Annotated in this window: 11 protein-coding genes; 5 read left to right on the top strand and 6 right to left on the bottom strand. The window is 65.9% G+C overall.

The genetic code is table 11. From position 1 onward, the window contains the following. Nucleotides 1–90: 90 nt before the first annotated feature. The 4 genes from BGN95_RS03340 to katG all read right to left on the bottom strand — a co-directional run bounded on the left by BGN95_RS03340 (nucleotide 91) and on the right by katG (nucleotide 4,069). Nucleotides 91–492 (bottom strand): hypothetical protein, encoded by a 402-nt coding sequence (locus BGN95_RS03340; RefSeq protein ID WP_286771609.1) that lies wholly within the window; start codon nucleotides 490–492, stop codon nucleotides 91–93. Between the two features lie 168 nt (nucleotides 493–660). Continuing rightward, nucleotides 661–1,431, bottom strand: coding sequence for an exodeoxyribonuclease III (gene xth / locus BGN95_RS03335; RefSeq protein ID WP_179512193.1), 771 nt, complete (start codon nucleotides 1,429–1,431; stop codon nucleotides 661–663). 7 nt (nucleotides 1,432–1,438) lie between these two features. Further along, nucleotides 1,439–1,765, bottom strand: coding sequence for an iron-sulfur cluster insertion protein ErpA (gene erpA, locus BGN95_RS03330; protein WP_179513697.1), 327 nt, complete (start codon nucleotides 1,763–1,765; stop codon nucleotides 1,439–1,441). A 111-nt stretch (nucleotides 1,766–1,876) separates the two neighbouring features. Next, a complete protein-coding gene (katG, locus tag BGN95_RS03325; RefSeq protein ID WP_179512194.1) occupies nucleotides 1,877–4,069 on the bottom strand; it encodes a catalase/peroxidase HPI in 2,193 nt (730 codons plus the stop codon). 255 nt (nucleotides 4,070–4,324) lie between these two features. Here katG and BGN95_RS03320 point away from each other — a divergent pair, with 255 nt between their 5' ends. Together BGN95_RS03320 and BGN95_RS03315 are read left to right on the top strand one after the other, a co-directional pair. Further along, nucleotides 4,325–6,715, top strand: coding sequence for a TonB-dependent receptor plug domain-containing protein (locus BGN95_RS03320; protein ID WP_286771608.1), 2,391 nt, complete (start codon nucleotides 4,325–4,327; stop codon nucleotides 6,713–6,715). Nucleotides 6,716–6,803: 88 nt separating this feature from the next. Then, complete coding sequence (locus BGN95_RS03315; RefSeq protein WP_286771607.1) at nucleotides 6,804–8,357, top strand: DUF4403 family protein; 1,554 nt, start codon at nucleotides 6,804–6,806, stop codon at nucleotides 8,355–8,357. Here BGN95_RS03315 and BGN95_RS03310 read toward each other — a convergent pair. Further along, nucleotides 8,297–8,692, bottom strand: coding sequence for a DoxX family protein (locus BGN95_RS03310; protein WP_286771606.1), 396 nt, complete (start codon nucleotides 8,690–8,692; stop codon nucleotides 8,297–8,299). The genes BGN95_RS03315 and BGN95_RS03310 overlap by 61 nt on opposite strands. Before the next feature lie 183 nt (nucleotides 8,693–8,875). Here BGN95_RS03310 and BGN95_RS03305 point away from each other — a divergent pair, with 183 nt between their 5' ends. Beyond that, entirely contained in the window at nucleotides 8,876–10,048 is a 1,173-nt protein-coding gene (locus BGN95_RS03305; protein WP_286771605.1) for an acyl-CoA dehydrogenase family protein, read from the top strand. A 6-nt stretch (nucleotides 10,049–10,054) separates the two neighbouring features. Here BGN95_RS03305 and BGN95_RS03300 read toward each other — a convergent pair whose 3' ends face one another. Then, nucleotides 10,055–10,444 carry a MerR family transcriptional regulator gene (locus tag BGN95_RS03300; protein ID WP_179513698.1) on the bottom strand — a complete coding sequence of 130 codons (390 nt, stop codon included), beginning with the start codon at nucleotides 10,442–10,444 and terminating at the stop codon, nucleotides 10,055–10,057. A gap of 79 nt (nucleotides 10,445–10,523) precedes the next feature. On the opposite strand from BGN95_RS03300, the gene BGN95_RS03295 reads away from it, so the two are divergent. Both BGN95_RS03295 and shc read left to right on the top strand, forming a co-directional pair. Next, entirely contained in the window at nucleotides 10,524–11,267 is a 744-nt protein-coding gene (locus BGN95_RS03295) for a glutaredoxin family protein (protein WP_286771604.1), read from the top strand. 157 nt (nucleotides 11,268–11,424) lie between these two features. Then, on the top strand, nucleotides 11,425–13,007 hold a 1,583-nt coding region (gene shc, locus BGN95_RS03290; RefSeq protein ID WP_286771617.1), incomplete at its 3' end, for a squalene--hopene cyclase.

Genomic DNA, 13,007 nt, shown 5'->3' with positions numbered 1-13,007 from the left:
AGGTCTATCAGGTTTACGCCAAGACCCTGTAAAAACGGGATGCGACCCGCGGCCGAGGGAAAGAAGCCGCGGGTCGCCCCGCCCGCCTTCTCACTTGGCGAACGGATCGATACCCAATTTGGCCCATTCGGCGCGGGTGTGGCACATCCGCACCGGCACGCGCGAACCGGTGATTTCGTCGACGAGGCACACCCGCTGGTTCGGCGACGGCGTCGCGGTCGAAACGGGCGCCGGCGCGATCGGGGCAGGCGCGACGGTGCGCGCCGCAGCCGGGACTGCAATGATGGCGGCGGCGGTGGCGGCGATCAGAAACTGGGCTTTCATGACATCTTCCTCCGAAAAATCCGGCAGCATCGTTCTGCTGCGATCATCGAAGTGCATTAGTCGTGCCAAACAGTTAAGTCTTTGATTTATAATAAATCTTAGTTTCGAAAACGTTCTGTTTTCGCTACTTGTTGGCGAAGGATGCGAGTTTGCGGCGGATTTCGCCATTCGCCGCGCCACTCCTCCATCGCGCCGCGCGGAGGGCGACTACATTTTGGTGCTGGGAAGCTTCTCTGTGTCCCCGCGAAGGGCCCCATCAAAGTATTACTTTGATGGGAACCCAAGGCGGGGACCCAGACTGGGCTCCCGCCTTCGCTGGGGACACCAGGAAGTGGATTACCGAATCTGCGCCCAGGTCGGCGCGTGGTCGCTGGCCTTTTCGCGGCCGCGATAGTCGCGATCGACCCCCGCCTCGACCAGCCGGTCGGCAACCGCCGGGCTGAGCAGCAGGTGATCGATGCGGAACCCGGCGTCGCGCTGCCACGCGCCGGCCTGATAGTCCCAGAAGGTCCACACCCGGCCCTGCGGGTGGCGGGTGCGCAGCGCGTCGGTCCAGCCCTGTGCCACCAGCGCGCGATACGCCGCGCGGCTGCCCGGCTGCATCAGCGCGTCATCGGCCATCGCCTGCACTGAATAGACGTCGTCATCGTTGGGGATGACGTTATAATCGCCGGCGAGCACTGCGGGCACTTCCGCCGCCAGCAGCGCGCGAGCGCGCTGCGCGAGCCGTTCCATCCAGCGCAGCTTGTAATCGAATTTCGGCCCCGGCTGCGGATTGCCGTTGGGGAGGTAGATCGAGGCGACCACCAATCCGTCGACATCGCATTCGAGATAGCGACTGTGATCGTCCTCGACCTCGCCGTCGAGCCCGCGTTGGCGCTCGACCGGATCCGCGCCGCGCGCGAGGACGGCAACGCCGTTGAACCCCTTCTGCCCGTGCCACACCGCGCCATAGCCGGCGGCGCGGATATCGGCCTCGGGGAAGGTCTCGTCGCTCGATTTGAGCTCCTGAAGGCAAACGATATCGGGTTGCTGCTCGGTGAGATATTCGAGCAGGCGCGGCAGGCGCGCCTTGATCCCGTTCACATTATAGCTGACGATCTTCACGCGGCGATCAGACCGAGAAACTGGTGCCGCAGCCGCAGCCCGACGCGGCATTGGGATTGTCCACCTTGAATGCCGCGCCGCCGAGCGATTCGACATAATCGACCGACGCGCCGCGCACGAGATCGATGCTGATGTCGTCGACCGCCAGCGTCACCCCGTCGGTCTCGACCGTGATGTCGCCGGGCTCGACCGCATCGGCGAGGCCGAAGCGATATTGGAAGCCCGAACAGCCCCCACCCTCGACCGAGAGCCGCAGGATCGCGGGCTTGCCCTGCTTCCCCGCGATCGCCGCGACACGCGCCGCGGCGGAGGGAGTGAGCGCGATTTCGGATATGACGCTGGCCATAGGCTGGAAATAGGGCGCGCGGGCCGGGTCGGCAAGCGCCGCGCTCATCTGCACACCGACAGCAAGGATGTGTCCCCGCGGAGGCGGGGACACGGGTTGTTACCGCAGATCGAACCGGTCGAGGTTCATCACCTTGGTCCACACCTTGGCAAAGGCATCGACGAACGCACCCTCCGCATCGTCGGTCGCATAAACCTCCGCCAGCGCGCGAAGCTGCGAGTTCGATCCGAAGATCAGATCGACCCGCGTCGCGACATATTTCTGCGCGCCGGTCTGGCGATCGTGCGCGGTGAAGGTGCCGCCCTCGCCCGCCTGCCATTTCATGCTCGTGCTGGTTTCGAGCAGGTTGCGAAAGAAGTCGTTGCTCAGCGTCTCGGGTCGATCGGTGAACACGCCCAGCTCGGAGCCGCCGAAATTGGCCCCCAGCACACGCAGCCCCCCGATCAACGCGGTCATCTCCGGCGCCGACAGCGTCAGCAGATTGGCGCGATCGATCAGCAATTCCTCGGGCGACCGTGAACTGCGCTCGCCGGCATAATTGCGGAAACCGTCGGTCCGCGGCTCGAGCGGCCCGAAGGAATGCGCATCGGTCTGTTCGGGGCTGGCGTCGGTACGCCCGGGCGCGAACGGCAGTTTCACGTCATGCCCGCCCTTCTTCGCCGCCGCCTCGACCGCGGCATTGCCGCCGAGCACGATCAGATCGGCGAGCGACACCTTCTTGCCGCCCGCGCCCGCGTTGAAGTCGCGCTGGATCGCCTCGAGCTTGGCCAAGGTATCGGCCAGCTCGGCCGGCTCATTGACCGCCCAGTCCTTCTGCGGCGCAAGCCGGATGCGCGCGCCATTCGCGCCGCCGCGCTTGTCCGACCCGCGGAAGGTCGAGGCCGAGGCCCAGGCGGTCTTGACCAGCCGCGAGATCGACAGCCCCGAAGCGAGGACCTTCGCCTTGAGCGCCTCGGCGTCGGCGTCGTCGATCAGCGGATGATCGACCGCCGGGACCGGATCCTGCCAAATCCGCGGCTCGGCCGGCACCTCGGCGCCGAGCAGCAGCTCATGCGGCCCCATGTCGCGGTGAGTCAGCTTGTACCACGCCTCGGCGAATGCCTTGGCGAAGACATCGGGGTGTTCGTAGAAGCGCCGCGAGATTTTCTCATAGGCCGGGTCGAACCGCAGCGAGAGATCGGTCGTCAGCATCGTCGGCCGATGCTTTTTCGACGGATCATGCGCATCGGGAACGATCTCGCCGACGCCCTTCGCCACCCATTGATGCGCGCCCGCCGGGCTCTTGGTCAGCTCCCATTCGTTCTCGAACAGGCTCTTGAAGAAGCCATTGTCCCAGGTGGTCGGCGCGTCGGTCCAGATCACCTCCAGCCCGCTGGTGATCGTGTCGTCGGCATTGCCGGTGCCATAGCTATTGGCCCAGCCCAGCCCCTGTTGCTCGATCCCCGCGCCTTCAGGCTCGGGCCCGACATATTGCGAGGGATCGGCCGCGCCGTGGGTCTTGCCGAACGTGTGGCCGCCCGCGATCAGCGCCACCGTCTCCTCATCGTCCATCGCCATCCGCGCGAAGGTCTCACGGATATCGCGCGCCGCGGCGACCGGATCGGGGTTGCCGTTCGGCCCTTCGGGATTGACGTAGATCAGTCCCATCTGCACCGCGGCCAACGGATGCGCGAGATCGCGGTCACCGCTGTAGCGCTCGTCGCCGAGCCATTCGCGCTCCGGGCCCCAATGGACGTCGTTCTCCGGCTCCCAGATGTCGACGCGGCCGCCGCCAAACCCGGCGGTCTTGAACCCCATCGATTCGAGCGCGCAATTGCCCGCGAGGATCATCAGATCGCCCCACGACAGCTTGCGGCCGTATTTCTGCTTCACCGGCCACAGCAGCATCCGCGCCTTGTCGAGATTGGCATTGTCCGGCCAGCTGTTGAGCGGGGCGAAGCGCTGCGTGCCGTGCCCGCCGCCGCCGCGCCCGTCGCCGATGCGATAGGTACCCGCGCTGTGCCACGCCATGCGGATGAACAGCGGCCCGTAATGGCCGTAATCGGCCGGCCACCACGCTTGCGATTCGGTCATCAGCGCGAAGATGTCCCGCTTCACTGCGGCGAGATCGAGCGTCTTGAATTCGGCGGCATAATCGAAATCAGCCCCCATCGGATCGCCCGCCGGCGGATTCTGATGCAGCACCGAAAGATCGAGTTGGTTCGGCCACCACAGCCGGTTGGTCATTTCAAACAGAACGGCGGCGCCATCCAATTTCGCACCGGTAACCGGACATTTCGATTCGGCGTCCATGGCTCTCTCCTAAGCTTCAGCTCGTCGGGGGTAGGCGAAGCGATGATTGCGCGGCGGCGAGGCGCTGTCCAATCGCTAAATTCCGTGAGACTGATCGAAAGAGCGCCGCGAAGTCGCCTTATCGGCCTGCAAGAAATTCTTGCTGCGCTGCGGAAGGCCCCGGCCCTTAATCTGGATTTTCGAAGCCCCACATAGACTTCGGGCCGCCGCAACCGGCCGCGCCAGATAAATTACAACCGAAAAAGGGATTCCTTCATGCACAGTCAGCGTATCGCGAGGTTCGTCACCGTATCGCTCATCGCGCTTTCCGCCGCGCAGACGGCGCAGGCGCAGGAGAGCGCGCCGCCGCCCGCGCAGGACGACATCATCGTCACCGGCACCCGCGCCGTGGGACGCACCCGGCTCGACAGCGCCGCGCCGGTCGACGTGCTGTCGGCCAACAGCCTCCAGCGCCAGGGGACGACCGAACTCGCCACCGCGCTCGCCTCGGTCGCGCCGTCGATCGATTTCCCGCGCCCCTCGGCGACCGACGGCACCGACGCGATCCGCCCCGCCACGCTGCGCGGGCTCTCGCCCGACCAGACGCTCGTGCTGATCAACGGCGTGCGCGGCCACACCGCCGCGTTGCTCAATACCAACGGCTCGGTCGGCCGCGGCGCGGCGGCGGTCGATCTCAACACGATCCCGACCGTCGCGCTCGACCGGATCGAGGTGCTGCGCGACGGCGCATCGGCGCAATATGGCTCGGATGCAATCGCCGGCGTGGTCAATCTGCGGCTGCGCGAGGCGAGCAGCGGCGGCGGCGCCAGCGTCAATTACGGTTTCTACAACACCGACATCGACACCGCGCGCGGCAGCCGCAGCGTCAACGGCGAACATGCCGTCACCGCATCGGCCTGGCAGGGGCTGAAGCTCGGCGAGGACGGGTTCCTGACCATTTCCGGCGAATATATGAAGCGCGAGCCGACCAACCGCGCCGATTACGATCCGCGCGTCACCCCGACGCGCGTCACCGGGCGGTTCGGCGATCCCGAGGTCGAGCAATATACGGTGTTCGCCAATGCCGCGGTGGCGCTGACCGATACGTGGCAGCTCTACGGCTGGGCCGGCTATCAGCATCGTGAATCGAGCAGCGCCGCCTTCCCGCGGCTCGCCACGACCGCGGCGGCGAACGGGGTTGGCACGCTCTATCCCAACGGGTTCCTGCCGCTGATCAATACCCGGTCGAAGGATATCAACAGCGCGCTCGGGCTGCGCGGCGATCTGGGCGAGTGGAAGATCGATCTCAACGTCAGCTACGGCCGCAACCAGATCGATTTCCGCACGCTCAATTCGGCCAATTATTCCTACGGCACCGCCTCGCCGCGTAATTTCTACGACGGGCGGCTGACCTATCAGCAATTCGTCGCCGGGGCCGATGTGTCGCGCAAGTTCGACGTGTTTCAGTCGCTCAACCTCGCCTTCGGCGTCGAAGGGCGACGCGAATGGTTCTCGATCGGCGCGGGCGAGCGCGCGTCCTATGATTATTTCGATCCCAACAATCCCTCAGGCACGCCGGGCGCACAGGGCTTCGGCGGCTTCGCCCCGCGCAACGTGATCGACCGCAGCCGCCGCAACATCAGCGGCTATGTCGACTTGGAAGCGCAGGTGACCGATGCCTTCCTGATCGGCGTCGCCGGCCGCATCGAGGATTATTCGGACTTCGGCTCGACCGCCAACGGCAAGGTTTCGGCGCGCTACGATTTCACCCCATGGTTCGCGCTGCGCGGTTCGGTCTCCACCGGTTTCCGCGCGCCGGCGCTCCAGCAGCAATATTTCACCCAGGTCGCGTCGGTGGTGGTCAACGGCACGCCGATCCTGACGGGCACCTATCCTTCCACCGATCCCGTCGCGCGGGCGCTGGGCGGGTTGCCGCTCGAGCCGGAGAAGTCGACCAACTTCTCCGCCGGCACGGTAATCCGCGCGGGCGGGTTCGAGCTGACGGTCGACGGCTATTACATCAAGATCCGCGACCAGCTCGGCCTGTCGGAGAATATCTCCGGGGCGCCCGGCACGACGGTGGGCAATTTGCTCGCGCCCTATAGCGTGTCGGCGGCGCGCTTCTTCATCAACGGCCTGCGTTCCACAACGCAGGGCATCGATGCGGTGGCGCATTACCGGCTCAACACCGCGACCGCGGGCACGTTCGACTTCACGCTCGCCGGCAACGTCAACAAGATCAAGGTCGAGCGCCACATCACCGGTGTGGCGGGCGCGCTGATCCCGCCGACCGCGCTGTTCGCGCGCAGCCGCATCCTGACGATCGAACAGGGCACCCCCGGCGAAAAGCTGACCGGCACGGTCGACTGGTCGCTCGACAAGATCGGCGCGCTCGCCCGCGTGACCTATTACGGCAACGTCAACCAGCCCGGCACGACGCCGGCGGCGGACATCAACACCGGCCGCCACGCGATCACCGATTTCGAACTGCGTTATCAGGCGCCTAAGGGCGCACAGATCGGCATCGGCGTAAGCAATCTGTTCGACGTCTACCCCGATCGCACGATCGCGGCAAACAACTCGACCGGTGTGGTAGGCTTCCCCTACTTCTCGCCGTTCGGTTTCAACGGGCGTTACATCTATGCCCGCGTCGGCCTGAACTGGTGACGTGATCCGGCCCGGCCGCGATATCGGCCGGGCCATTGTCGTTCATCGCTATCGACGGACGGCGCCGCCCGCGATAGGCAAGGTGTTCATGGCGACGCCTCGCGCATCCGATCGACGCCGCTCGCCGGCACTTGCGACGTGGCTCGCGCTTGCCGCTGCGACCACATTGGCCGGCTGCCACCGCAAGCCCGCGGTCCCCCCGCCGCCGCGGCTCGAAATCCCCGTGCATTTGCCGGAAACCGCCTCCACCGTCGTGGTGCCGATCACCGCCCAGCTCGCCGATCTCGAACGCGCGCTCAATCGCGCGGTGCCGCAGACCTTGTGGTCGATCGACCGGGAAGAGCCGCGCTGCGTGTCGGCACAGCGCGTCAAGGTGTTCGGCGAGCGGATCAAGGTCACCCCCGATCTCGCCTGCCGCATCGTCGGGACGGTGCGCCGCGGGCCGATCACGCTGAGCGGCAGCGGCGAGACATTGCGGATCAACCTGCCGGTCAACGCGACGATCAGCGCGGAGGATGTCGGCGGGATCATCCGCCGCGAAACCGCGACCGGCGCGGCGTCGGTTCACGGCGATGTCCGGCTGTCGGTAAACCCCGATTGGACGCCGACCGCCAAGGTTTCGATCCGATACGACTGGACGACACCGCCGGGCGTCACGCTGTTCGGCAAACGCATCACTTTCGTCGACAAGGCCGATCAAAAGCTTGCCGGGGTGATCGCCGGGCTCGAGCGCGATCTGCCGAAGGAATTGCGCGCGCTCGATGCGCGCGGCCAGGCCGCGGCGGCGTGGCGCGAGGGCTTCACCGTGCTCCAACTCAACGAAGACAATCCGCCGGTGTGGCTGCGCATCACCCCGACCGAGATCGGCTATGCCGGCTATCGGGTGGTAGGGCGCGAATTGCGGCTGACCGCGATCGCCAAGGCGCTGACCCAGACCTTCGTCGGAGACCGCCCGGCCGACCCCACCCCCACCCCACTACCCAATCTGGTGCGGCAATCAAAACAGCCGCACCTCACCTTCCAGATCCCGGTGGTGGCGGATTATGCGCAGCTCGAGCCGGTGCTGGCGCGCGCGCTGAAGAAGCTCGCCGCGCGCGGCATCACGATCCCCCGCGCCGGCCCGGTCGATGCCAAATTCGACGATGTCACCATCTATGCCACCACCGACAACCGGCTGGCGGTGGGGATCACGGTCGAGGCGAAATTGCGCAGCGGGGTGATCGAGAAGACGCGCGGCCGCGTATGGCTGACCGGGGTGCCGGACAATAAAGCCAATTCGGAAGAGGTCGAGATCCACGATCTGCGGATCGCCGCCGAGACCGATCGAGAGGCGGTCAACCTGCTGATCGACCTGTTCAAGACCCCCGAGGTCGTCGAAGCGATCCGCCAATCGCTGACGCAGGATTTCGCGCGCGATTACGACAAGGTGATCGGCTCCGCGCGCAAGGCGATCGCCGCAAAGCGGCTCGGCGATTTCATGCTCCGTGTGAACATGAAACAGGTGACGCATGGCCGCGTCGTCCCGACCGGATCAGGCTTGTTCCTGGCGGTTCAGGCGCGCGGCGACGCGAGCATCGCTTATCAGCCGCGCCCGCGCGCTGCGTCGACGCTCCACACGCCCGGCCCGGCGAAGACCAGATAGAGGAAGATGAAGCAGAACAGCACGGCCGCATCGCCGCCGTTGCCGCCTGGCCAGAAGCCGTTGGGCATGTGCGCGGTGAAATAGGCCACCGCCATCTGCCCCGAGCAGATGAACGCCGCGATGCGGGTGAACAATCCAAGCGCGAGCAACGCGCCGCCGACCACCTCGATCACCGCCGCCACGACGAGGATCGTCGGCAACGGGCTCGGCACGCCGGGCCGGGCGAGCGGGAAGGCGAAGAGCTTCATCAGCCCGTGTTCCATGAACAGCAACGCTGCCATGATCCTCAACACGCTCAACATCCGCGGCTGCCAAGCGGCCAGAAGCTGCGTCATACCCCGTCCTTCCCTCGCAAATATGGCACGGAAGATAGATGATTATTCGCGCCGGCACAGCCCGGCCCGAAGAGACGCTGCGTTTCCGATTTTTGCGCTCTGTTGCATAAAGCGCCTTGCCCTTTTCGCGCGCGTGCCGGAGGCCTGCGGCACCCGGCGCGAGCCCTGATGTGGACGGTGACGATGATCCTCAGCCCCTTCGACGAAGAGAATTTCCCCGAAATCCGCGAGGGCGTACGCAAATTATGCGCCGAATTCCCCGGCGACTATTGGCGCAGGCTCGACGAGAAGCGCGAATATCCCACCGCCTTCGTCCAGGCGCTGACCGCCGCGGAGTATCTCTCGGTGCTGATCCCGGAGGAATATGGCGGCTCGGGGCTCGGGCTCAGTGCCGCGGCGGCGATCTTGGAGACGATCCAGTCGGAAGGCTGCAACGGCGGGGCGTGCCACGCGCAAATGTATACGATGGGAACGATCCTGCGCCACGGGTCGGAGGCGCAGAAGCGCGCCTATCTCCCCAAGATCGCCACCGGCGAGCTTCGGCTACAGGCGTTCGGGGTGACCGAGCCGACGAGCGGCACCGACACCACCGCGCTGCGCACCACGGCGGTGCGCGACGGCGACGATTATGTCGTCAACGGGCAGAAGATCTGGACGAGCCGCGCCGAACATTCCGATCTGCTGCTGCTCCTCGCGCGCACCACCCCGCGCGACCAGGTGGCGAAGAAGACCGACGGCCTCTCGACCTTCATCGTCGACATGAAACAGGCGCTCGCCGACGGCTCGCTGACGATCCGCCCGATCCGCACGATGATGAACCACGCGACGACCGAGATCTTCTTCGACAATATGCGCATCCCCGCCGCCAATCTGCTCGGCGATGAGGGCAAGGGCTTTCGCTACATCCTCTCGGGCATGAACGCCGAACGCGTGCTGATCGCCGCGGAATGCGTCGGCGATGCCAAATGGTTCACCAGAAAGTCGGTCGATTATGCCGGCGAACGCCATGTGTTCGGCCGCGCGATCGGCAAGAACCAGGGCATCTCCTTCCCGATCGCGCGCGCCTACGCCAATATGCGCGCGGCCGAGCTGATGGTGCATGAGGCGGCGCGGCTCTACGAGGCGGGCAAGCCCAATGGCGCCGAGGCCAATATGGCGAAGATGCTCGCCGCCGATGCCTCGGTCGAGGCGGGCAATGTCTGTATCCAGACCCACGGCGGGTTCGGTTTCGCCGAGGAATATGACGTCGAGCGCAAGTTCAGGGAGACGCGGCTCTATCAGGTCGCGCCGATCTCGACCAACCTCATCCTGTCGTTCCTCGCCGAACATGTCCTCGGCCTGCCGCGGAGTTATTGAGGGCCCCTATCCCTCCACCCTCTCGAACGCGGTGAGGATCGGGCAGGCCCGGCCCTCACCGCTGCCGCATTCGGTCGCGAGCCGCACCAGCGCTTCGCGCGCGCCACGCAATTCCGCGATACGCCGATCGAGTTCCGCCACGCGACGCAGCGCCAGTTCGCGCGCCCGCGGGCGATCGTCGACCGCGTCGAGCCGGAGCAATTCGCCGATCTCCTCCAGCGTGAACCCTGCCGCCTGCGCGGCACGGATGAAGCTCAGCCGGCGCACGTCGTCGCTCCCGTAGCGTCGCACCCCGGAAAGCGGGCGCTCGGGCTCGGGCAACAACCCGCGACGCTGATAATAACGTATCGTTTCCACCCCGACGCCGCCGGATTCGGCCAGTTTTGCAATCGTCATCGCGGTCAAGGCTTGACTCCGTACTATGGTACGGACCCTATATGCGCCGGCACCAACCAATAACAAGCCGGTGCCAATCATGACGACCGCCTCTCCTCGCACAGCCCAGCTCTATCGCATGGTGATGCCCGGCCACACCTGTCCCTATGGGTTGAAGGCGCTCCATTTGCTGCGTCGAAAGGGGTTTACGGTCGACGATCACTGGCTGACTACCCGCGACGAAACCGATGCGTTCAAGGCGCAGCAGCAGGTGCAGACGACCCCGCAGATATTCGTCGAGGGCGAGCGCATCGGCGGCTATGACGCGCTGCGCCGCTATTTCGGGATGCATGTCGCCGCTCCCGGCGAGACGAGCTACCGCCCGGTGATCGCGGTGTTCGCGATGACCGCGCTGATGGCGCTCGCGGCGAGCTTTGCCGCCTTCGGCACGCCGCTGACGATCCACGCCGGCGAGTGGTTCATCGCGTTCAGCATGTGTGTGCTGGCGATGCTCAAGCTGCAGGATGTCGAGCGCTTCTCGTCGATGTTCCTCAACTACGATCTGCTCGCGAAGCGCTGGGTGCCCTATGCCACGATCTACCCCTTCGCCGAGGGGCTGGCCGGGGTGCTGATGGCCGCGGACGTGCTGATGTGGGTCTCGGTGCCGGTCGCCTTGTTCATCGGCAGCATCGGCGCGGTTTCGGTGTTCAAGGCGGTCTATATCGACCGGCGCGAGCTCAAATGCGCCTGCGTCGGCGGATCGAGCAACGTCCCGCTCGGCTTCCTGTCGCTGACCGAGAATGTAATGATGGTCGCGATGGCGATCTGGATGGTGGCGAAATAGCCAAGGGCCAGCACCTCACTTTTCGTCATGCCGGACTTGATCCGGTATCCAGAGTAATGACCGATACCCTTTGTGGTTCTGAATGCCGGGTCAGCCCGGCATGACGGTGGCATGCGTAGCGCTTCCCTAACCCACCGACCGACGATAACAGGCGGGCATGGCCACGCTCGCTCCCCCAGCCGCCGACCACCCGCTTGCCGCCGTCGACGCCGCGGTCAACCGCGCCGCCGCCGCGCTCACCGATGCGCAGCGCGCCGACGGGCATTGGGTGTTCGAGCTCGAAGCCGATTGCACGATCCCGGCCGAATATGTCCTTCTGCGCCACTATCTCGGCGAGCCGGTCGATGCCGTGCTGGAGGCGAAGATCGCGCGCTATCTGCGCCGTATCCAGTCTGCCACGCACCACGGCTGGGGGCTGTTCCACGCCGGCGGTTTCGATCTCAGCGCAAGCGTGAAGGCTTATTATGCGCTCAAGATGATCGGCGACGACGTGGACGCGCCGCATATGGCCCGCGCGCGCGCCGCGATCCTTGCCGCGGGCGGCGCGGCGGCGAGCAATGTCTTTACCCGGATCCAGCTCGCGCTGTTCGATGCCGGGCCGTGGTCGGCGGTGCCGACGATGCCGCCCGAGATCATCCTGCTGCCGCGCTGGTTCCCGATCCATCTCTCCAAGATGAGCTATTGGGCGCGCACCGTGGTGGTGCCGCTGCTGGTGCTCGCCGCGCGTCGGCCGGTCGCTCGAAATGCGAAGAACATCCGGGTCGACGAATTGTACACCGGCAAGGCCGCACATCTCGAGACGCGCGCCGCCGATCCCAAATGGCTGTGGACCAAGGGGTTCAATGCGCTCGATCGCGTGCTCAAGGCGGTCGACGGGCTGTGGCCGACGAAGCTGCGCGAACGCGCGATCAAGACCTGCGAAAATTGGGTGGTCGAAAGGCTCAACGGCGAGGACGGGCTCGGCGCGATCTACCCGGCGATGGCGAACAGCGTGATGATGTTCGACCTGCTCGGCTATCCCGAGGATCATCCGACGCGCGCGATCGCGCGCCAGTCGGTCGAGAACCTCCTCGTGATCGGCGAGGAGGAGGCTTATTGCCAGCCCTGCGTCTCCCCGGTGTGGGATACCGCGCTCGCCGCGCATGCGATGATGGAAGCGGGCGGCGAGGTCAATCAGGCCCGCGCCGAAGCAGCGCTCGATTGGCTCAAGCCGCGCCAGGTGCTCGATGTCGAGGGCGACTGGGCCGAGGAGCGCCCGGGTGTGCGGCCGGGCGGCTGGGCGTTCCAGTATAACAACGATCATTACCCCGATCTCGACGATACCGCGGTGGTGGTGATGGCGATGGACCGCGCCGCGGTCGCCGATCGCATGCCGATCGATCGCGGGGTCGAATGGACCGTCGGGCTGCAATCGAAGAACGGCGGCTGGGGTGCGTTCGACGCTGACAACAGCTACGACTATCTCAACAACCTGCCCTTCGCCGATCACGGCGCGTTGCTCGATCCGCCGACCGCCGACGTTTCGGCGCGCTGCGTGTCGATGCTCGCGCAGCTCGGCGAAGGACGCGACAGTCCCCGGATGGCCGCCGCGCTCGATTATCTGCGCCGCGAACAGGAGCCCGACGGGAGCTGGTTCGGCCGCTGGGGGGTGAATTACATCTACGGCACCTGGTCGGTGCTGTGCGCGCTCAATGCGGCGGGGCTGGAGCCCGAGGAGCCGATGGTCGCGCGCGCGGCGGC

The organism is Sphingomonas sp. 66-10 (assembly GCF_001897045.1).
In the GTDB taxonomy this organism is placed as follows: Bacteria; Pseudomonadota; Alphaproteobacteria; order Sphingomonadales; family Sphingomonadaceae; genus Sphingomonas; species Sphingomonas lycopersici.
This window is presented reverse-complemented; position numbering and strand designations above follow the sequence as displayed.